18 protein-coding genes and 1 pseudogene are annotated in these 19,496 nt (G+C 38.6%); 12 read left to right on the top strand and 7 right to left on the bottom strand.

All coding sequences use genetic code 11. The features are described from left to right. Positions 1 to 61 precede the first annotated feature (61 nt). Positions 62 to 862, bottom strand: coding sequence for a GNAT family N-acetyltransferase (locus ACTWQL_RS19555; RefSeq protein WP_443144087.1), 801 nt, complete (start codon positions 860 to 862; stop codon positions 62 to 64). Positions 863 to 1,001: 139 nt separating this feature from the next. Continuing rightward, entirely contained in the window at positions 1,002 to 2,408 is a 1,407-nt protein-coding gene (locus ACTWQL_RS19550; protein ID WP_443144086.1) for a GNAT family N-acetyltransferase, read from the bottom strand. A 385-nt stretch (positions 2,409 to 2,793) separates the two neighbouring features. On the opposite strand from ACTWQL_RS19550, the gene ACTWQL_RS19545 reads away from it, so the two are divergent. The 4 genes from ACTWQL_RS19545 (at position 2,794) to ACTWQL_RS19530 (ending at position 7,358) form a co-directional block, all read left to right on the top strand. Beyond that, positions 2,794 to 3,249 carry a hypothetical protein gene (locus ACTWQL_RS19545; RefSeq protein WP_443144085.1) on the top strand — a complete coding sequence of 152 codons (456 nt, stop codon included), beginning with the start codon at positions 2,794 to 2,796 and terminating at the stop codon, positions 3,247 to 3,249. Then, complete coding sequence (locus tag ACTWQL_RS19540; RefSeq protein WP_443144084.1) at positions 3,246 to 3,872, top strand: O-methyltransferase; 627 nt, start codon at positions 3,246 to 3,248, stop codon at positions 3,870 to 3,872. The genes ACTWQL_RS19545 and ACTWQL_RS19540 overlap by 4 nt, the downstream gene beginning before the upstream one ends. Before the next feature lie 198 nt (positions 3,873 to 4,070). Then, a complete protein-coding gene (locus ACTWQL_RS19535; RefSeq protein WP_443144083.1) occupies positions 4,071 to 6,281 on the top strand; it encodes a PAS domain S-box protein in 2,211 nt (736 codons plus the stop codon). Positions 6,282 to 6,554: 273 nt separating this feature from the next. Beyond that, positions 6,555 to 7,358 carry a TerC family protein gene (locus ACTWQL_RS19530; protein ID WP_443144082.1) on the top strand — a complete coding sequence of 268 codons (804 nt, stop codon included), beginning with the start codon at positions 6,555 to 6,557 and terminating at the stop codon, positions 7,356 to 7,358. A gap of 101 nt (positions 7,359 to 7,459) precedes the next feature. On the opposite strand, the pseudogene ACTWQL_RS19525 reads toward ACTWQL_RS19530, so the two are convergent. Next, a pseudogene (locus ACTWQL_RS19525) lies at positions 7,460 to 7,819 on the bottom strand (manganese catalase family protein); the annotation flags it as partial. A gap of 51 nt (positions 7,820 to 7,870) precedes the next feature. Between ACTWQL_RS19525 and ACTWQL_RS19520 the strand changes: the two are divergent. Both ACTWQL_RS19520 and ACTWQL_RS19515 read left to right on the top strand, forming a co-directional pair. After that, positions 7,871 to 9,415: a recombinase family protein gene (locus ACTWQL_RS19520; protein ID WP_443144081.1), complete on the top strand. Its 1,545-nt coding sequence runs from the start codon at positions 7,871 to 7,873 to the stop codon at positions 9,413 to 9,415. A 109-nt stretch (positions 9,416 to 9,524) separates the two neighbouring features. Beyond that, on the top strand, positions 9,525 to 10,649 hold the full coding sequence (locus tag ACTWQL_RS19515) for an SIR2 family protein (protein ID WP_443144080.1): 1,125 nt from the start codon (positions 9,525 to 9,527) through the stop codon (positions 10,647 to 10,649). Positions 10,650 to 10,681: 32 nt separating this feature from the next. On the opposite strand, the gene ACTWQL_RS19510 is transcribed toward ACTWQL_RS19515, so the two are convergent. Together ACTWQL_RS19510 and ACTWQL_RS19505 are read right to left on the bottom strand one after the other, a co-directional pair. After that, positions 10,682 to 11,338 carry a hypothetical protein gene (locus ACTWQL_RS19510; RefSeq protein WP_443144079.1) on the bottom strand — a complete coding sequence of 219 codons (657 nt, stop codon included), beginning with the start codon at positions 11,336 to 11,338 and terminating at the stop codon, positions 10,682 to 10,684. Further along, the gene (locus tag ACTWQL_RS19505; protein ID WP_443144078.1) at positions 11,322 to 11,573 is read right to left on the bottom strand and encodes a helix-turn-helix domain-containing protein; all 252 of its coding nucleotides are present in this window, start codon (positions 11,571 to 11,573) and stop codon (positions 11,322 to 11,324) included. Before ACTWQL_RS19505 ends, ACTWQL_RS19510 begins: the two co-directional genes overlap by 17 nt. Before the next feature lie 128 nt (positions 11,574 to 11,701). On the opposite strand from ACTWQL_RS19505, the gene ACTWQL_RS19500 reads away from it, so the two are divergent. The 4 genes from ACTWQL_RS19500 to ACTWQL_RS19485 all read left to right on the top strand — a co-directional run bounded on the left by ACTWQL_RS19500 (position 11,702) and on the right by ACTWQL_RS19485 (position 14,158). Beyond that, positions 11,702 to 12,655, top strand: coding sequence for a DNA-methyltransferase (locus ACTWQL_RS19500; protein ID WP_443144077.1), 954 nt, complete (start codon positions 11,702 to 11,704; stop codon positions 12,653 to 12,655). Between the two features lie 45 nt (positions 12,656 to 12,700). Then, the gene (locus tag ACTWQL_RS19495) at positions 12,701 to 12,976 is read left to right on the top strand and encodes a hypothetical protein (RefSeq protein WP_443144076.1); all 276 of its coding nucleotides are present in this window, start codon (positions 12,701 to 12,703) and stop codon (positions 12,974 to 12,976) included. 115 nt (positions 12,977 to 13,091) lie between these two features. After that, entirely contained in the window at positions 13,092 to 13,853 is a 762-nt protein-coding gene (locus ACTWQL_RS19490; protein WP_443144075.1) for an HNH endonuclease, read from the top strand. A 143-nt stretch (positions 13,854 to 13,996) separates the two neighbouring features. Then, positions 13,997 to 14,158, top strand: coding sequence for a hypothetical protein (locus ACTWQL_RS19485; RefSeq protein WP_443144074.1), 162 nt, complete (start codon positions 13,997 to 13,999; stop codon positions 14,156 to 14,158). Between the two features lie 303 nt (positions 14,159 to 14,461). On the opposite strand, the gene ACTWQL_RS19480 is transcribed toward ACTWQL_RS19485, so the two are convergent. Together ACTWQL_RS19480 and ACTWQL_RS19475 are read right to left on the bottom strand one after the other, a co-directional pair. Continuing rightward, the gene (locus ACTWQL_RS19480) at positions 14,462 to 15,010 is read right to left on the bottom strand and encodes a tyrosine-type recombinase/integrase (RefSeq protein WP_443144073.1); all 549 of its coding nucleotides are present in this window, start codon (positions 15,008 to 15,010) and stop codon (positions 14,462 to 14,464) included. Positions 15,011 to 16,131: 1,121 nt separating this feature from the next. Continuing rightward, complete coding sequence (locus ACTWQL_RS19475) at positions 16,132 to 17,391, bottom strand: DEAD/DEAH box helicase family protein (protein ID WP_443144072.1); 1,260 nt, start codon at positions 17,389 to 17,391, stop codon at positions 16,132 to 16,134. Between the two features lie 295 nt (positions 17,392 to 17,686). Between ACTWQL_RS19475 and ACTWQL_RS19470 the strand changes: the two genes are divergently transcribed. Beyond that, complete coding sequence (locus tag ACTWQL_RS19470) at positions 17,687 to 18,754, top strand: hypothetical protein (RefSeq protein ID WP_443144071.1); 1,068 nt, start codon at positions 17,687 to 17,689, stop codon at positions 18,752 to 18,754. Positions 18,755 to 18,756: 2 nt separating this feature from the next. Beyond that, a complete protein-coding gene (locus tag ACTWQL_RS19465; RefSeq protein WP_443144070.1) occupies positions 18,757 to 19,386 on the top strand; it encodes a hypothetical protein in 630 nt (209 codons plus the stop codon). Positions 19,387 to 19,496 lie beyond the last annotated feature (110 nt).

The following is a 19,496-nucleotide window of genomic DNA, read 5'->3' as shown; positions in this document are numbered from 1 at the left end:
TCCTTACACCTCCTAATTCCAATCGTAATTACTACCATATTACCTGAAAAATTCCAGCCAATCAAGCCTGATTTTCCGTGTTATGCCACATCGTCCAACGACCGATATCCTTGAAGCCTAACCGCTTGTAAATCGAACCTGCAGCCGGGTTATCGTAAAACAGACATAAGGTCTTTCCCTCTTTCAATACGTCTTCACAAAGGACACTTAAGGACCTGGAAGCAAGACCTTTATTGCGGTGGGCTGTGTCTGTACAGACGCCGACGACCATAGCTGACATCGAATTTTCAGCTGTGGTCGACACACTGGCAATTGCTTGATCCCCTTCTTCGACAAGATAGGTTCGACCCGTATTTGTTCTGATCGTATGGAGCAGGCTTTCACGAGAAGATATGGAACCGGTGAATTCTTCGATCCTTTCCCTCAGCCTAAAGATCGCTTCAACGTCCTCTTCTTCTGCAATCCGTATACACTCTCGATCAAAAGCACGCGGCAGCATGTCACCGTTGGTCATTTCCGCGAAATACATGCTTCTTTTCTTGTTCGAGGATATATAATCTCCAAATTGCTCAAGAATGTCTTCTTTCCCAGATAAAATGCGAAAGTTTTCGTCTGAGGTAATGATTTTTGCGAACCCATCCACATCAAATGGTCCTTTCGCATATGGAATGAAATTTTCTTTATAACGGAGCAGGATTGCAATCAATTCGTCCGCTTCGTTCCATTCACCCCAAATTTGCTGAAAATTCGTTTCATAGCCGAAGTTTTCAATATCTCCGATGATGAACAGATTAATAGCTTTTTCTTCACTTAAAAACGACATCACCTGTTCATGATCTTTTTCTGTCAGCTTTCTGATCATCCCTATCCCCCTCTTCATTACAAAAAGTCATATCTACCATTAATGTAACGTCCAATATAACGTCGTTTGGTATTAAGACTATTTTACAGAATCAGGGGTGGGATTCAACTACTTTTTGGAAATTAATCTGAATTAATTTTTACGTTACTCTAATCGCCTTATCCAAATTCCTCCGGGCTTTTTTCACTGCTCGTTGTATCGTATTCCGTTCATCTTTTTCCAATTGAGCCAACAGCTTATCCCCTTCTTTATAATAAGACCTTGCCGCTGCTGCTGAAAACACCATCGCAACATTACAACGTACTGTCTCATCATCAAAACCGACAAGCGACTTCAACCATGAGAGGACATGTTCAGGGTATCGCTTCAATAACCCATCCCCGATTGCAAATGCCCCCAGGTTTTTCTTCACATACTCCGAATCGTCTTTCATAAGAGGCTCAATGATTTTCAACAGCCTGGGAGCATAGGATTCATCTAAGGATTTACTTGCATACATGACGGATAACACTGTCGCTCGCCGAATGTTTTCAGAATCATCCTCCTTCCACACTTCCATGACAGGATAGAATTTCTCAAAACGTTCAGTCAAGATCTCACAACAGCCGCTTGCACCCCATTCCCTCACTTCCCAATTGGCATCATCCGCAATTTTATGTAGAAGTTGGGCACACTCTTCAGGATAAAACTCATAAACTTCGGGAATCAGATGGGCACTGACCTCTTTTGCAGAAGGGCTTTCCGAGTCTCCTAAAAATTCCGCTCCGGCCCAAAGGACATCGGAATAAGCTTTCCATTGCTTTAAGATCGCTTTGATGACTTTGCGTTTGGTTGCTGCAGGCGCACTACCCGCATGTTTCGTCTTCTCTTTTTCTAATAAAATGATAACCTGACTCCAGTTTCGCTGTTCAATCGCGTTTTCAAGCGATTGCTTCCATTCATTCAATTTCAACCAACTCCTGATCTTCTCGATTAATAGACAATCTTCCTTTTTCCCTTCATGCATTTCATGGGATTTCAAGTATCGTACAGGACGGAAGCCGCATTTTTCATAACATCTGAGTGCACGTGGATTACGCAGCTGGGGATCCATAACAACCTTTCCTGCTTCGAGCTTATTGAAAAGAAACGCGGCAACCGTATTAACGAGCTGTGTCCCGATCCCTCGGTCCTGATACGAGAGCTCTCCGATGAATTGATCCATTCCGTATAAAGATTCATCACGTTTATAGCCATAAATTCTTTTCTCTTTTTCCGATAAAGGGTAATATTGAACATAACCAATCGGAGTCTGATTCCACATTACAAGATTCTTAATGACCCGATTATCACATTCATAAAAATGCTCATAGACTTTGTTAAGGTCATGGGGGCGATCCCGTCCTTCATACCACTGCAAAACTTCTGGATCATTCAACCATTTGACCAAATGGACGGCATCCTCTTTTTTCAAGGGACGTACGAATAGATTGCCAGACTCGATCATCAAGATCACCTTTTCTTTAATAGCTTTTTTAAAAGCCCGTTTTCGCAAACTTTGTTGCACTTGCACTTAAAGAAAGTATAAAATGCTTTCTTCAGTATAAGGGCATCTAAGGCTCGACCTACAAAAGGCTTGGTCTCGCCAAGTTTTCTTTAAAAGTCGTTGATTTCCGCTCCAGGATGCTCGCTTTCCGCGGGGCGTGCGGTGAGACCACTCGTCGCCTTGCGACATTCAATGGTCTCACCTGTCCCGCTGATCCCGCTGGAGTCTCGCACCTTGCTCTCCAATCAACTTGCACAAGGTGATTTTTTAAAAATACTTAAGAAAGAGCCTTTTAAAAAGTTATTTTCGTAGGAGTCGTTTCCAATAAAGAGGAAATATACTCACTTAACCTCATATCTGCTTTCAGTTAATATCAAAAAAAGAACTCATAATGGAGGTCTTTCAGATGAAACAATCATCCGCAATCCGTTATTTCATATATTTGATCCTATACAGCGTTTTCTTGATTGCTGGTTTTAAGATTGAAGGTCTACTTCATGTAAAAGCAGAACAGAATTTCCTGCTCACACCCGTCTTTTATTATTCAATCTTGTTTCCAATCTTGTTTGGAATGGCGTTGGCGGTTCCCTTGGGCGACATCTCTTTGAAAAACAGCCGGAACCTGAAAATCAATTGGAAAAAGCTGCTTATATTCGGAGTTCCTTCTCTTCTTGTCTTGCTTTTTCCTGCTTATTATTTCTCCCTTTTTGGCTGGGGCGATTTGATTCCTTTTGCAAACTTGCTTTACGGCAATGAAAAGCTCCATTTCTTTGCTGGCATCGTATTCGGCTTCACTATCATTTATAGTGTTGAATACAAAGAACAAACTTACATCCAAATAGGAGAGGATGGAAAAATATGAATTTAGAAACTTACATCCAAACACTTTTCGTACAAAAAGACGAAGATCTCGAAAAAATCACGGAAAATATGCTTAAGATCGGAATGCCGACGATATCCGTTTCACCGGAGTCAGGTAAACTATTAACACTGCTTGTTAAAATATCCGGTGCACAAAATCTCCTTGAGGTCGGTGCTTTAGGTGGATATAGCGGAATCTGCCTGCTGAGAGGAAACGACAAAGCCCGGCTGACCTCTCTTGAATTGCATGAGTCTTATGCGAATGTGGCAAAAACACATATTGAGGAAGCTGGTTTCACCGGTCGTGTGCAATATGAAGTCGGCCCTGCACTCAAATCTTTGGAGAAACTTACTCATGGTGATGCTGTTTATGACTTATTTTTCATCGACGCTGATAAAGAAAACTACGGCAATTATTTGGATTACTGCCTCCAACTTGCTAACCCAGGTGCTTTGATCATCGCAGACAATACCCTGTGGAACGGTAAAGTACTCCATGAGGATCCAGAGGATAACGATACGAAGGCCTTACAAGCCTATAATCAAAAAGTGGCAGACCACCCTCAGCTTGAAAGCATTCTCGTCCCACTTGGTGATGGACTGACAATTGCTCGGGTAAAATAGGAATTGAAGATAAATAGGAATGATGACATACGAACTCAGCAAAGAGCTTGGCACAATAGTGCTCTGCTCTTTTTTAATACTTAAAAAAGAATATCTTTAGACTCATTTAGTTTGCTGCATAACTGAAATTAAAGGAGTTCCTTCATAAAAGTGGAAACTATCAATCATACTCACTTTTTAGAGAGGTGTATGAATAGAATGACTACACTACATGTCGACGCTCTATCAAAACAACATCTTCAACATATCATCCAACAGCAGAATGGTTTTATTTTCACATTTACAAAAATAGATAACGGCCGGTTCATACATACATTTTGCGAGGGGCAGCTTTTGAAAAAGATGAACCTTGGTCCGAATCAAATTGTCGGCTATGAACTTAAGGATTTTTTACCTGAAGAAAAAGCGATCGAGAAAACGATGATGTATGAAAAAGCCTGGGAGGGTGAGGTTGTATCTTACGAAGCTACTGTATTCAACATCTCTTATCTGGCATCATTGAGCCCGGTGATCGTTGATGATCAAGTTGTGCAGGTAATTGGAAACTGCATCGATATCACTGATCGTAAGGAAAAAGAGCTCTTGCTCGAAACTAGTGAACAGCATTTCAAGTCTCTATTCCTCTATAATCCTGATCCTGTGTTTTCCTTGGATGAGAACGGTTATTTCACAAGTGTCAATGAGGCTGCAAGTGAAATAACAGGTCATTCTGAAGAACAAATGAAACAGCGTACCTTTCTACCTTATATCGCACCTGATTACCAGCTTGATACCTTGCATAAGTTCCAACAGGTGATGCGAGGTGAATCCTTGACGTTCCCATGTGCGATCAAGAACGAGAGAAATGAACGGAAAGAGCTTCGGGTCACCGCGGTGCCGATCGTCATCAATGGGCAGATAACTGGAGTATATGGTGTCGCCCGTGATATCACGAAACAGCTTCAATACAAAAAGGATTTAGAACTTAGTGAGGAACGGTACCGGATTCTGGTAGAGAATTCACCTATCGCAATTGCCGTACTTGTGGAAAATAAAATGAAATATGTAAATTCTTCTTGCCTGGAATTATTCAATGCCGAGTCAGACGATTGTTTAGTCGGAAAATCGATACTTGAAATGCTTCACCAGGATATCCAAAGTGACGTCACTACCCAACTGAGGAAGCTAGCGACTACGGATATCCCTTCATTTACGATGGAGGGTAAGTTACTTCCCATTGATGGTAAAGCGTTGGAAGTAGAAATGACTGTACTTCCGATTGATTTCGAACATCAGAATGCGACCCTTCTCATGCTTTCTGACATAAGCGAACGAAAAAAATCAGAAAAAGAAGTCGAAGCGGTCAACCGGCAGAATGAACTGATTTTAAATACAGCGGGAGACGGGATATTAAGTTTATCCCCTTACGGACGTATTACATTCGCCAATGATGCAGCAATCCAGCTTTTAGAATATGCTCATGGAGAATTGATCGGAAAGCACGTTTCCATCCTTTTCCCTGAATCCTCAGTTACGTATAATAACTTTTTAGTAAAACTGGACCAATCCATTAAGGAGCAAACCATCCACAAGGAACGCGAACAATTGATCAATCGCAAACAAGGTGAACCGATTCTAACAGACATCACGATCACACCGATCACTGACAATGATGAAAAGAAAGGTACAGTCCTCGTCATTAAGGATATTACGCAACAGAAAAAGCTTGATGAGATGATCATCCGTTCTGACAAGTTATCTGTACTTGGGGAGCTAGCTGCAGGAATCGCTCATGAAATCCGTAATCCCCTCACTTCCTTGAGGGGATTTATCCAATTGATCCAAACCGTCACCGATCACCGTTATGGCGAGTATTGTGACATCATGCTTGAAGAACTGGATCGAGTGAACAGTATTGTCGGGGAATTCCTTATGCTATCGAGACCGCAGTTATCCAAAATGTCGCCACAAAATCCGGTATCACTCATAAAAGAAGTCGTTTCATTCTTATATTCTGAAGCCACCATGAACAATGTGAACATTCATGAGGATTATCAGATTGAAAACGTATTGATCCAGGGGGAAGGAAACCAGCTTAAACAAGTCTTCATCAATCTATTGAAAAATGCGATTGAATCGATGTGTTCAGGTGGAAATGTTTTCATCAGTACGGAAAAATTGAATGACGATGAACTGCGAATCTGTTTCCAGGATGAAGGCTGCGGAATTGAAGAAGAAAGGCTGTCAACCTTGGGCCAGCCATTTTACACAACAAAAGAACGAGGAACGGGATTGGGATTGATGATATGTTATAAAATCATTGAGAACCATCGTGGAAAAATTTCATTCAAAAGTAAAGTAGATGTAGGCACAATTGCTGAAATCATCCTTCCAGTGTGGAACGACCAAGACGACGAAACCCGTGTTTAACGATTGATTGTTTGGGTAATTTAAGGGATAGATACTTCTGAGAAAAACCATTGACAAGAAGGCTAGTTCATCCTAATAATTACCATAGAATTTCAAAGGGGAGTAGCTTTAACAATATCGTCGTCAATTCAGAGGGCACTTCCTCTCGGCGTTATTGGCAACTTTACGTTGTTAGCAAGACCTTTGCCTCTAATGGTAAGGGTCTTTTTTTATTTTTTTCGGACTCAAGCCATTGAGGGATTCGAGTCTTTCTTTCGAAAGGAGAATACGATTATGGATTCACTTTGGCTGGAGTATGCTTGGACCTTGCTCATTTTGATCGGGCTTGAAGGTCTATTATCAGCCGATAATGCCTTAGTAATGGCTGTAATGGTTAAGCACCTCCCTAAAAAACAACGTAAAAAAGCGCTCTTTTACGGGATCCTTGGTGCCTTTATTTTCAGATTCACTGCTTTATTCGCAATTTCATTTCTCGTAAACGTATGGCAAATCCAGGCACTAGGTGCGGCTTATCTCATGTTCATTGGCCTTAAACATATTTATAAACAGCATCGAATAAAAAACGAGGGGCATGAAGAAGAAAAAACAGAAGAAAAAGTCAGTACAAAAGGATTCTGGAAAACAGTCATACAAGTAGAGCTTGCAGACATTGCGTTTGCTGTTGACTCCATTTTAGCAGCCGTTGCATTGGCTCTGGCATTGCCAGGCACGCCACTTCCAAAGATCGGCGGCATGGACGGTGGACAATTCGCTGTTATTTTCCTTGGAGGCTTGATCGGGTTATTATTGATCCGGACGGCTGCGACCTATATCTCCAAGGTATTAAAAAAACGTCCTGGACTTGAAACAGCGGCATATCTCATCGTTACGTGGGTCGGAGTAAAACTGGTTGTCCTTACACTTGCTCATAAGAAAGTCGGCATCATTCCAGAACATTTCGCCCACAGCGCAACTTGGAAGCTGATTTTCTATAGTATATTAGTAGCGATTGCTGTAGCGGGATGGTTCCTGTCAGGGCAAAAAAAAGAACCTGAAACGAAGGAGAAACACACTAAAGAGCAAACCGAAAATGCTTAATTACTGTTCTGAATTGTTTTGAAGATAATATGACGAAAAGGAGGGATCCCTTGCCAGCGTTGGCCAGAATCCCAACTTTTTTATTGATTTTACTACCATGATCAGAAAATCTTCTTGCGGTCACGTTCTTCTTTTAAAATTTCAACTGCCTCTCTAAAGCGTTGCGAATGGACGATTTCGCGTTCTCTCAAAAAGCTGAGGCTATCATTCAAATCTGGATCATCACTCAAATTGATGATCCACTGATATGTAGCCCTTGCCTTTTCTTCAGCGGCGATGTCTTCATACAAATCAGCAATCGGATCCCCTTTAGCTGCAATATAACTTGCCGTCCATGGAACACCAGCAGCATTGTGGTAGAACAATGCATTATCATGGTTGGCGTAATGCGCTCCAAGACCTGCTTCCTTCATTTCATCCGGTGTAGCATCTTTCGTAAGCTTATAGATTGAAACCATTATGCAACCATGTTAAACTACTGTTATATCAACATTTATGCAGGAGGCACTTATATGGGAGCAATCAAGAATGTAGCAATATACAGCAGGAAGTCCAGACCTGATGAAACAGATGAGGGAATTAAAAGGCAGTTAGCTTTCCTTATAGATAAATGTATTGAAAGTGGATGGGAGTATGAGGTCTTTCAAGAAGTAGGTAGCTCACAGGACATTAACAGACCTGAGCTTAATAAAATGTTAGACAGAATACAGTCCTTTCATTTTGATGCTGTAGTAGTGACAGACCAAGACAGGCTCTCAAGGACTACCTCAGGCTTTGCTCAGATTAAGGACATCCTCACTAACTATGGTGTACAGGTAGTAACATCCTCAAAGATATATGACTATGCTACTCAAGAGGATGACCTTATGAGTGATATGCAATCTATTGTAGCAAAGCAGGAGTACCTTAACATCAAGAAAAGATTGGTTAGAGGTAAAAGGCAATCAGCTAAGGAAGGTAACTGGGTAGGTGGTAAAACTCCTGTAGGTTATCTGTATGACAAGAATACAAAAAAATTAAAGCCTGATGAGTATGCTCCTACTATTAAAAGGATGTTTACAATGTATCTAGAGGGCAAAACATCCACAGAAATAGCTAGGGAGTTTGAGCTTGAGGGTGTACTGACTCCATCAGGTTCAAAGTGGGATAAGGCTAGAGTAGCTGTAGTCCTTGCTAATCCAGTTTATAAAGGAACTGTCATATATGGAAAGACAAAAGTATCAAAGACAAGCAAGAAACCATCAGGCTCTCCTAGACAGGTAAAGACAGAGAATGATGCTCAGATTGTTATAGATAATGCACATCAGCCTATCATATCTCCTGAGGAATGGGATAAGGTTGCAAGAATAAGACAGGACAGGAACAGCAGACCTCCCTCAGCTAGAATAGGTAAGTTAGGATATACAGGTTTGATTAAGTGTGGACTTTGTGGCAGGACTCATAGCTTTCAGAGGAGGAAGGGCAAGGAGTTAAGGATTACATCTTGTCAGACTAGACATTACTCTGAGGATGGAGAAAACTACACAGTTTGTAAGAACAAAGGATGCAGATTAGAGAATTTTGAAAAGCTGTTCTTTGTAAAGCTCTCACAGTTTGCAGAAAGTCTTGAGACTCATATTGAATTTATTAAGGAGCAAAATGAGCAGGTAACACATAATCCTGTAGATGAAAAGGCATCTCTACAGTCACAGCTTAAAAAGATTGAGGCAGGGGTTAAGAGAGTACAGCAAGGCTTTGTAATGGAGATATTTACAGAGGATGAGGCACAGAGACAGATAAAGCAATTCAAGGCACAGAGAGCCAATGTAGAGGCTCAATTAGAGGAGCTAAACACTAAGAGTCAGGATGAGCAGATAGATGAGCTAGAGGAGACTCTGAGAGGTCTAAAAGGGATATTGTCAGGAGAGACAACATCAGAGCCTAAGAGAGTCCATGAGATTCTTAGCAGAGTTATTGACCATATTGAGTACAAAAGAGTAGGAGACCATAAAGCAGAAATAGAAATGAAAGTACACTTAAAAGGTCAGTCAGAGGAGCAAGAGGAGCAGGTGCAGTAAATGCCTTGCTCTTTTTTTGTTATTTTAATGGTTACTCTAAGTAGAAATATTTGGTAATATAGTAGTATGAATCTTTGATTAAATCAGATTATATTACTAGGGGGATTTTATGAAAAGAGTAGTACTAACAGGGAATGGGTTATCTGTTGCATTAAATTCAGAATTTGGTCTACAGTCTATTACTGAAAGGTTCTTTGGTAGGTTAGATGATAGCCATAGGGAATTTATTAAACATCATATGAAAGATAAGTACTCTCAGCTTGATTTTGAGGAGGCTATTGCATCTATTGAGCAAGTATTTGACTCATTAGAGCATTATCAGAAATTCCTCTTTAGTGATAATGGAAACAACTTTATGAATGCATATGAATTAAGTAATCAGGAATTTGAGGCTCACTTAAAAGCAATACAAACCATCATACATGAATACACTTCCTCTATACTGGACTTAATCATAAATAATGTAAGACAGAAAGACATAGAAGAAAAATTACAACCTTTTGTAGATTGGTCTTTGGAAACTATAGATACATCTGATGAGATTGATTTATTTACATTAAACTTTGATTTGCTTTTGGAGACTATTTTACTAACCTATTATGACAAAAGTAACTTTGCTGACTTCCATTACAGAGGTAAGAAGTGGGATGCTATTGATGATGAATACCAGTACTACTTTGACCCTGACAGGAGCAGACAAATTCATCCTGAGAACTATACAAAGAATATTAGATTACACCATCTGCATGGTTCTCTGTCATCATTTAAAGACTTAAGAACAGGCAGAATCTTTAAGATAACTACTGATTCCCTTAGGGAGCATAATTTATATGAAAACATTTTTGAACTTGGTGTACTTCCATCCATTGTGACTGGTGGAGGTAAGAGCTTAAAGGTTCAACAAAATCCATTCCACTACTACTATACTGAGTTTAAAAAGAAAATGGTTATTGATGATGAGTTATGTGATGAGTTATATATCATTGGCTACAGTTTTAGGGATGAGCATATAAACAAGGCTATTGCAGAGAGGATTGTTAAAGAAAGAAGAGAGGACAAGCCTTTTAAAATGGTGATTGTTGATTATGCAAAGGATGATGCTACAAAACTAGAATTCTTGCAAAGAGTAAATAAAGCATTAAAACTTGGTAGGAAATATGCAATTGAATTGGGAGATGAAAGAGTATTATTTGATGGAGCAAACAGTGTTAAAGACCTGCCAATAAATGTATAGGTAAAAAAAGAGCCTTACTGAGTACAGTAGGGCTACTTTTGTATGTCTATTTCTTCCTTTTCCTTTAACTCCTGAATTTCCTTTTCTCTTGCTTGGTCTAGCTTTGCTCTTAAATCTAGTTTTCTTTCTTTTTTAATGACCTTGTTTTCTTGGATTGTTTCAAAATATAAATCATATTTCTTATCATGGTAATGCAGAATACCCTTCTCAATTACATCATTAAATGAAATTTTAGGGTTGTTAATGTGTTTTAGGTTTTCTTCTGTCTTAAACCTGTGTTCCCATGCTGTAAAATAATTCTCTAGGGCTGATGGTGGCACTTCATAAATCCTAACAGGTTCATTTATGTAAAAGATACCAATTAAGAATCCTGAAACTGCTCTATACCTTTTTATAATGTCATGATTTACATGGTGACAGGTAGTGATTCCAGGTCTAAGCCTAAGCTCATCTTTTGTATCAATTAAGTTTACTGTTTTCAACTCATACTGATTGCCTGTTTCCTCATCAAGTCCATCATCACCATGCCTGCCTACCATTCTTGTTAAGCCAAACATCTTAGTAAGCAGTAGCTCTCTATATCCTCCATCATCAAATACATGAATGATATTGTGGTTGGTTGCCTCATCTTGTAGAACATTAGCCATATCTAATAAATGGTTAATATCCTCCTTAACTCTTAATGTCATCATTACACTCCTCTGGAACTAACTCTTGTACAGTTATCCCAAATGCTCTAGATAGTTTAATCAGTGTTGTGTATGTAGGATTTTTTTGAGCTAATTCTAAACTACTGATATAATTCCTATGTAGACCTGCTTTAAAGCCAAGAGTTTCTTGAGAATAGTTATGTTCCTCTCTCAGGGTTCTAATCCTTGCACCAAGCTTTTTCAGGTCAGATTGATAAATACTTTCATAATCCAACAATATCTACCCCTTTATATTTATATAGGGTTTCCTTACTGAGTAAATTATAGTATAGTTATGTAGTGAGGTCTGCACACTATAGTGTGAAATAAGAATTATATGGAAATGTTATAGGAGTGAATAAAGTGGAATTAACTTATCAGACAAGAAAAGGTAAGGCATACACAGGTAACTCATTAGACCTGTTAGACAGCTTGGAGGATAACTCTATCAACCTTGTTATGACATCCCCTCCTTTTGATTTACTAAGGCAAAAAAGTTATGGCAATCTTAATGGAGATGCTTACATAGAGTGGCTTACTGAGTTTGCTGTAAAAGTAAAAGATAAACTTACAGAGGATGGTAGCTTTGTCCTAGATTTAGGTGGAGCTTATAAAAAGGGTGTACCAGTCAGGAACATTTACAACTTTAAAGTAATGATAAAGTTTGTTGAGGAGTTAGGATTTTTCCTAGCTGAGGAATTCTTTTGGTACAACTCATCTAAGCTACCTTCTCCAATTGAATGGGTTAATAAAAGAAAAATCAGAGCTAAGGACTCTGTAAATACAGTATGGTGGTTTTCTAAGTCAGAGTTTCCTAAAGCAGATGTAAAGAAAGTTTTAGTACCTTATTCAGACAGGATGCAGAAACTGCTCAAAGACAGTAAGAAATATTATGATGCAAAGGAAAGACCATCAGGTCATAACATTTCAGAAGGATTTAACAAGGACAATGGTGGAGCAATTCCATCTAACTTGTTACAGATACCAAACTCTGAAAGTAACTCCAAGTATCTTAAGTATTGTAAGAAAACAGGAGTAAAAGGACATCCTGCTAGATTCCCTGCCAAACTACCTGAGTTTTTCATTAAGTATCTTACAGACCCTGATGATGTTGTCTTGGACATTTTTGGAGGCTCTAATACTACAGGAGAGACAGCAGAGAATTTAGAAAGACAATGGATAAGCTGTGATTTAGACAGAGAGTTTGTGGCTATATCTGCATTTAGATTTGCACAGGATGAGGAACAAGCTAAGTCATTGTATGAAAGAATTATGAATGGTGAATGTGTAGACTTAAGAGAAAATACATTGGTATAACCATTTCAATTGTATAGCTCAGCAATGCACTGGAGGTTTTTGTTTATGCTAACTGATGAGCAGATTGATACTGTAGTAGAGGATGAGGAGCTTACAAAGATAAGCAATGATTACTACAGCTATAAGATAACTTACAGAGAATTTCTTTCTAGGAAAGCTGATGCCTTTGCAAGACTTGGGATAGATGAAAAGGTAGGGAGGCTTAGCCATCAAGAAAGGATCAATTCTCTAGATGCCTTGTTAGATGAGGGACATATAGACAAGGATTTGTACAAAAGGAAGTTAAAAAGAGTCCTACAGGATATTGAGGATGAGAAATAAACAATTATAATTAGGTAGGTGCTTACTGCATCTGCCTTTTTTATAGCCTTTTGTACCCTTTTATTCCATAATAAATGTTAAGCAGATTACATAATGGAGAGGGAGAAAAGTTAATATGGTAAACAAAGATGCTTTTGCAAAGTGGCTAGAGACTTATGCTAAATTAAAGCCATACTCTATAGGTAGGTATGCAGGTGCTATTGATACCATTTCATCAGAGCTAGAGGTTTATGGTTTACAGGACATAAATTTATTCAATCTTACTGATGCTACATTCATTGATACAATCCTCACTAATCCTGAGTTTATAAAGAAGAATAATAAAGGAAATAGGATGTATAGTACAGCATTAAAGCATTTCAAAAGATACATAGAGTACAACAATAATACTGAGTTACAAGCAGAGCTATTAAAAGAGGAACTGGATTTTGATAGATACCTTTTGAAAAGTCCTGCTGATGTTACTAAAGGCACTATTGAGGATAAGCCTAAAGATAAACCAACTCATAAAGCAATAAGCAACAGGAATATTTGGTACAGGAATCCTAAGTATGCAAGTGAGGCTATTGCTAATGCAGGTTATTTATGTGAGTTTGACAATCAGCATCAACACTTTATTTCTAAGTTTAATCAAAAGAATTATGTAGAGGCTCATCACCTTGTACCAATTTCTTTTCAAGATAGGTTTGATTGTAGTTTAGACTGCCATGCTAATATTGTTTCAATCTGTTTAGTCTGCCATAAGAAAATTCATCATGGGCTATTTGAGGATAAGAAAGAACTTTTAGAAAAGCTATACAACAGCAGGAAAGAAAGGCTTAGAGCAAGTGGGATAAACATTACTTTAAGTGAGCTTTACAGTTATTATCAGGAATAACAAGAAAGAGGAGAGTGTAGCCTTACATCTATAAAGTATCAATAGTAAATGTCTACACTTATGCTATTTCCTCTGATTCTGTAAAATAGGTATGAGAAATTTTGAAAGGACTTAGGACATTTTAAGTGAGGGGTGTTTCTATTATGGACAAGCTACTACAGCAGTATGTTGAAAAGTTTAAAGATAACTTTCCTATATTCTCAGTTATGGGCATGGATGAGGCTGAGATTAAAAAGCTGATTGAAAAAGCAATAGAAAGTAATGAGCATTATGAGGCAGTTTATAAGGAGTATGCAGATTATTGACAATGCAGGAACTGGCTGAGTTATTTCCTCCTGATGGCTAAAAATAGGTTAAAAAAAGTAATGTGGCTTGATGCAGGGAAATATAGCCCCTGACCCCCTGTGGTATCCCCCTCCAAGCTCCATACAGCCTCACACAATCATTCTAACAGCCAACATACTTATGACTCACACAGTACTAATGCAAGCTCACACAAGTTAATCTGAAAGGTCTGAGACAGCATTGCAGAGCATCTAACAACAATAATAAAGACAACAGCTTTAACAGCCATTGCCTCACAACAACATTACTATTTACTTGATGTATTAAATGCCAATGCTTAAACCTGATGTAACTTTGTTTGCCTCATCTTGAGTAATACCAATGTACCTAAGTGTTACTGATTGTGTGCTGTGGTTAAAGATGTACTGTAGTAGGGAAAGGTCTACATCATTCTTGTAAGCCATGTAACCAAAGGTCTTTCTAAGGCTGTGGCAGGACAATGTGACACCAACCATATCACCTGCTTTAGCTACTATTCTATGTGCTTGTACTCTACTTATAGGCTTGTTCCTGTCCTTGTTACTGTAGAACAAATAGTCATGCCCCTGTAAGCTGTTCTCCTCTACATAATCCCTTATCAGTAGCTGTAGCTTAGCATTGAGCTGTATTATCTTTTCCTTGCCTGTCTTTGCCTCTCTATCCTTCCATATCCCCTGTAAGCTATCCTTTACATTAGCTCTGAGTATGTCTGATATTCTTAGTCCAGTATTGAGACTGTATGCTAACAATAGATGCTGTTTAGAGCCTTTCTTATATACCTCCATTACATCCTTAATAACCTTTGTATCTGTAATTGGTTGAGCAGTATTCATAAGTAGTATCCTCCTGTATTCATGGCTATTCCCCCTGCTAATAATGTAATGAGCTGTTTCAATATGTTACTTTAATTGCTCCTATTAACCATTATAGCAGAAATAGCCTGATATAACTGCATTCTACAGGTAACATAATTGCATTGTGTTACATTTTTCTTAATCACCAATTACATTTTTATTTGATTCAGGAGCAGAGGGGTACAGTACATTCCTTTTTGCCTGTCAACCTACAATATATGGGAGGAATGGGAGCCTTGGCAGGTGTCTCTCCTGGATGTTTCTACCCTCTATATTCTATGTTACTCTCAGTTACACATACAGCTTATATACTGTTAAATGCAGTATTATCAATGGTTCAAGCAGTACTACCCCCTCCCCATTTTGTAAATATAGGGGTATTCCTACAATTCCTCTACAGTCAAGAATAGGGGTATTTCCCTCCATTATTTCCTCAATACTAACTGTTCATTTCCTACAATTATTCCTCAATTACATTCTGCCCATTCAAAAGGGGCAAAACTGTTCAAGAATGGCTCTACAGCAAGGCTCAGAGCTTTATCCCTTAAAGAACATATATACAAAAGGGGGAAAACTGTAGAAAGTAACTTGCTCCATCAAAAGGGGCAAAACTGATTGGAAAGCCTATTATATCAAGGCTCACAGCTTCATCCCTTAAGAAAAAGTATATAGAAAGGGGAAAAACAGTAACAGCAGTTTAACAGTATCAAGGTCAAAAGATTGTTGCTCAGGCTAAAGCCTTCCCAACCTGCATTGATAAAAGAACTGAGGTTATTGTACAAAGAGATATACAAAGATGGTTATTTTTTATTGTATGGCTGAGCTTGTCTCAGCAGGGTTTGACCTTGACCTTTGCACTTTTACTGTTATGTAGACATAAAAAAAATACCCTGAAACACTAGCAGTTAAGAACTCAATCTTAATCACTAATGCCTCAGGGCAGTTTTTTTTCTGTTCTGTTTGTAGAATGATAGTACATCCAGTCCAACATATTAAGAAAGGAATTTTGTCATGGAAAACAAAAGATACCTTTTAAAAAAGGAGTTTAAGGAAAGAAAAGGAGACTGAGTGAACAGCCTCCCTCTAGTAATATGTTTAACCTACATCTCATTATTCAAGTATTGCTCAAGCAGTTTCCTCATCCTGCTACTTGGTACATATACATCAATTGATTTATTCTCTCTAATCCTGCTCCTGAACAACCATTGCAGGAACTCAGACAGAGCAAACTTATCTTGGTTCACATCTGCTCCATTATCCTCAACAAACCTTTTTAACATTGGATTCATAAACCTGTTAGCAAGATAGATGCAAGTAGATTTATGCCTGAAGTCATTAGTAGCTCTAGCAGTTACTTCTACAAACTGTTTCTTTGCCTTTGCAGGAGCTAGAGCATTTTTAATCTTGTCTTTATCCCCTTTGATTGTAGTCCACATGACATCCTCAGAACTTACTCCTACTTTATGTCTGTAGAAGTTATATGCATTATTTTTAACTTTCTTTTTAATCTCTGCATAATTCTCATCTGTAGCTAATTGATTCAGTTTAGTAGAGGATAAAGCAAACTTATCTTTGCCTACATTATTCAGCTTGGAATAGTGGATATTGATTAGCTCTCTGAGCTGTTCCCTGTCCTCCTGCTCATGGTTCACATAGTCTACTAACTTGAATCTGTCTCCTACTTTCCTTATTGCCTTGTAAAAGTACTCTACATTGAACATATCATAGTAGTATTTTTGTAGCTGTCCATCAAACATATAAGTCAATACAATGACCTGCTCAAAGGCTTTGAAAGCATCTACAGGGAATGTCCAGTACAATGCTGTGTTATTGTGTACCATCAGATTTCCTGACTCTGCTAGTCTCTTGATACTGTTAAACCTTCCATCATAGTTTTTCTTTGTCCATATAGCAAAACCATTTGGCTTTACATACAGCAAAGGCTCTCCATCATAATCAGCTTTCATCAGGTGGTCTAGGTCATCACTTGTAATAGGCTCTTGCTCAATCACATTCATAACCTCATCAAGAATCAATGTATATCCTTCCATCTTAATCAGCTCAATCAGAGCATCATCAGCTTTCTTAAAAAGGGCATGAGTAGAAACAATATCTTTCCCTTCTGCAATTAGCTTTTTAAGGTGAGCTTTTTTGTTCTTCCCTTTGAATGATTCAGGCTGAACAAATTCCCTGCCTGTTACTGATGTTTTAACTCTGTCTACCTCATTTAGAAATGGAGTAATATAGATAAACTTTTCACCAATGTCTGCCTCATTCATGTACTGGATTGCCCATGATGTCTTTCCACTTCCCATAATACTGTCAATTACTTTTACTTTCATTTTATTGTTGCTGTCCATTTCCCTCATCCTTCCTCATTTTAAAAAATATCCTCAGTAATATAGTTAAGATTTTGTAGGCTTGTCTGTGACCTACTACCTCTATCATTCTGCTAAGGATTTTTAACTGTGACATTACTAAGGGCAGTTATGAGGGGGCAATTTAAAGTAAATAAGTAAAAATATTTCCTATGGCTGCCTATTAAATAAATTATTTTAAATCAGCACTTTAAAAGCATGGATGAGAGATGCACTAAGTAGTAGGAAAGGTTAGGCATATTACTTTCCAACATTATTAAATAGGAGGAACAAAGTAATGCTACATTTGGATTTTAAAGAGGCACATCCTGAGCAGAAAAAGAAAATGATTCAGGATATTTTAGATTTATATGATAAGAGGGATACAACACAGATGGTTCAGGCTTTAGGTCATTCACAGGCTTTGCTTGAATGTACACAGAAAGAGTTTGCAATGACTCTAGGAAAGACAGAAAGAACAATCAGGTCATGGAAAAGCAATAATGAGGATGCTTACAACATGGCATTTGAAAAGTATCAGCCTACAGCTCCTGAGTTACCTGAGGATGCAGGGCAGATGGATGAGCAAGCTCTAGAGGCTACTTACAATAACTTGATGGACAGATTGAAAGATAAAAGAACTTCCCCTAAAGACATTGCTTTGATTCTTGAGTATTTCTCCATTAGTGGTAAAGAGCTGAAAGCATATGCTCAGAACAGAGGCAAGTCCATGAGGGGTTACTACAGAGATGCAGAGGCTCAGCTAATTACTGATGAGGATACTAGAGAGTTATTCAAGCACATCATTGGAGAGTCAGAGCTATTGTACAGGGGAACTCCTAGCTCAGAGAACAATACTAGGAACTACTTAAATGCAGACTTCTCAGACCATATTGTTAGGCTTGAGCATCAGGTTCTAGGTGGTTTGTTCATGGGAGCATGGAATGGATATATTTCTCCACAAACTATTGAAATGGCAAAGGTTCTCAGGATTCTAAAACTTGCAGAAGGTTCAGGGCTAGTCAGTAAGACATCAGCATCAGAGTTTAACAAGATGGATGGCAAGAAACTCAATGTCAGAGAGCTGAAAGATGATGCAAGGAGAGAGCTTGTAATGTCCTTTGGAAAAGAGGATGGCATGGAGATGTACAACATGTTGAAAGCCTTGAATGATAAAGCAATGAAAGAAACTACTGTTAAAATGCCTCAGTTTGAGGATGTAGAGCAGGATTACAAGGTATTGCTTGAAAGGTCAGCAGAGAATAAAGATTTGTCTACATTGCTGGCTGAGATTGATAACTATAGCAAGAGAGAAAAGTTAGCAGATAAGTATAAACAATATGGAAACAAACAGGAGGATGAATAAGGATGGGAAACAAAGTAGAAATGGTTAAGGAAGTACAGAACAAGGTAAATGATCTAGATGTTGCACAGACTAGACTTGAGGAGGTTCTAGAGGGCTTGGAGGCTACTAAGGTAGAAGGACAGCAGGAACTTGCTCAGCTACATGAGGAGCTTGCTAAAGTGGAACAGGTCAAAGAGACATCTACTGAGGCACAAGGGGTCAGGGATGCTTTAAAGAGGATTCAGGAGCTACAAAGTGAGATTGAATTACAGCATGGATTTAATGGAGCAATGGACAATAAAACACATCAGGTAATGCTTGAGGAGGCAGAGAGCTTTTACAAGGTCTACAATCAACTGAAACTAATGTATAAGCCAATGCTTAAAGCTACCATTGCAGATGCATCAATGAACAGCATTACAGAGGACATTGAGCAGGTTCAGGCAGTAGTAAGTAAAGCTAATTCATTGTTTAGTCAAGCTAAGTCATTGCTGATTGATTCAGGAGCTATTGAGGCAAGCAAGGCATCTGTTAGATTCCCTGAGGGTACATCAGTCCATATGAATCAGAGAGGCTTGGACATTGAGGAACTGAGAGACTTGCAGAAAGTATTTACTGACTTAGATAGAAAGCTATTTCAACCAGTTAGATAAAGGAGAATAGAAAGGGTGAGGCTCAGAATGCCTTGCTCTTTTTTGTACCCTTTTTTAAGTAGAGAGGTAGGAGCAACAAACTTATTTAAGGAGTGGGAATGTTGTTCAGT

It is taken from the genome of Pseudalkalibacillus sp. R45 (assembly GCF_052246725.1).
Lineage (GTDB): Bacteria > Bacillota > Bacilli > Bacillales > Fictibacillaceae > Pseudalkalibacillus.
The sequence above is the reverse complement of the archived record's forward strand: the minus strand, read 5'-3'. Positions and strand labels throughout refer to the sequence as shown.

Excerpts from the sequence above, each read along its gene's own strand:
- ACTWQL_RS19555 (WP_443144087.1), bottom strand. The coding sequence starts at position 862 with ATGATCAGAAAGCTGACAGAAAAAGATCATGAACAGGTGATGTCGTTT.
- ACTWQL_RS19545 (WP_443144085.1), top strand. The coding sequence starts at position 2,794 with ATGAAACAATCATCCGCAATCCGTTATTTCATATATTTGATCCTATAC.
- ACTWQL_RS19540 (WP_443144084.1), top strand. The coding sequence starts at position 3,246 with ATGAATTTAGAAACTTACATCCAAACACTTTTCGTACAAAAAGACGAA.
- ACTWQL_RS19535 (WP_443144083.1), top strand. The coding sequence starts at position 4,071 with ATGACTACACTACATGTCGACGCTCTATCAAAACAACATCTTCAACAT.
- ACTWQL_RS19530 (WP_443144082.1), top strand. The coding sequence starts at position 6,555 with ATGGATTCACTTTGGCTGGAGTATGCTTGGACCTTGCTCATTTTGATC.
- ACTWQL_RS19520 (WP_443144081.1), top strand. The coding sequence starts at position 7,871 with ATGGGAGCAATCAAGAATGTAGCAATATACAGCAGGAAGTCCAGACCT.
- ACTWQL_RS19515 (WP_443144080.1), top strand. The coding sequence starts at position 9,525 with ATGAAAAGAGTAGTACTAACAGGGAATGGGTTATCTGTTGCATTAAAT.
- ACTWQL_RS19510 (WP_443144079.1), bottom strand. The coding sequence starts at position 11,338 with ATGACATTAAGAGTTAAGGAGGATATTAACCATTTATTAGATATGGCT.
- ACTWQL_RS19495 (WP_443144076.1), top strand. The coding sequence starts at position 12,701 with ATGCTAACTGATGAGCAGATTGATACTGTAGTAGAGGATGAGGAGCTT.
- ACTWQL_RS19490 (WP_443144075.1), top strand. The coding sequence starts at position 13,092 with ATGGTAAACAAAGATGCTTTTGCAAAGTGGCTAGAGACTTATGCTAAA.
- ACTWQL_RS19485 (WP_443144074.1), top strand. The coding sequence starts at position 13,997 with ATGGACAAGCTACTACAGCAGTATGTTGAAAAGTTTAAAGATAACTTT.
- ACTWQL_RS19480 (WP_443144073.1), bottom strand. The coding sequence starts at position 15,010 with ATGAATACTGCTCAACCAATTACAGATACAAAGGTTATTAAGGATGTA.
- ACTWQL_RS19475 (WP_443144072.1), bottom strand. The coding sequence starts at position 17,391 with ATGGACAGCAACAATAAAATGAAAGTAAAAGTAATTGACAGTATTATG.
- ACTWQL_RS19470 (WP_443144071.1), top strand. The coding sequence starts at position 17,687 with ATGCTACATTTGGATTTTAAAGAGGCACATCCTGAGCAGAAAAAGAAA.
- ACTWQL_RS19465 (WP_443144070.1), top strand. The coding sequence starts at position 18,757 with ATGGGAAACAAAGTAGAAATGGTTAAGGAAGTACAGAACAAGGTAAAT.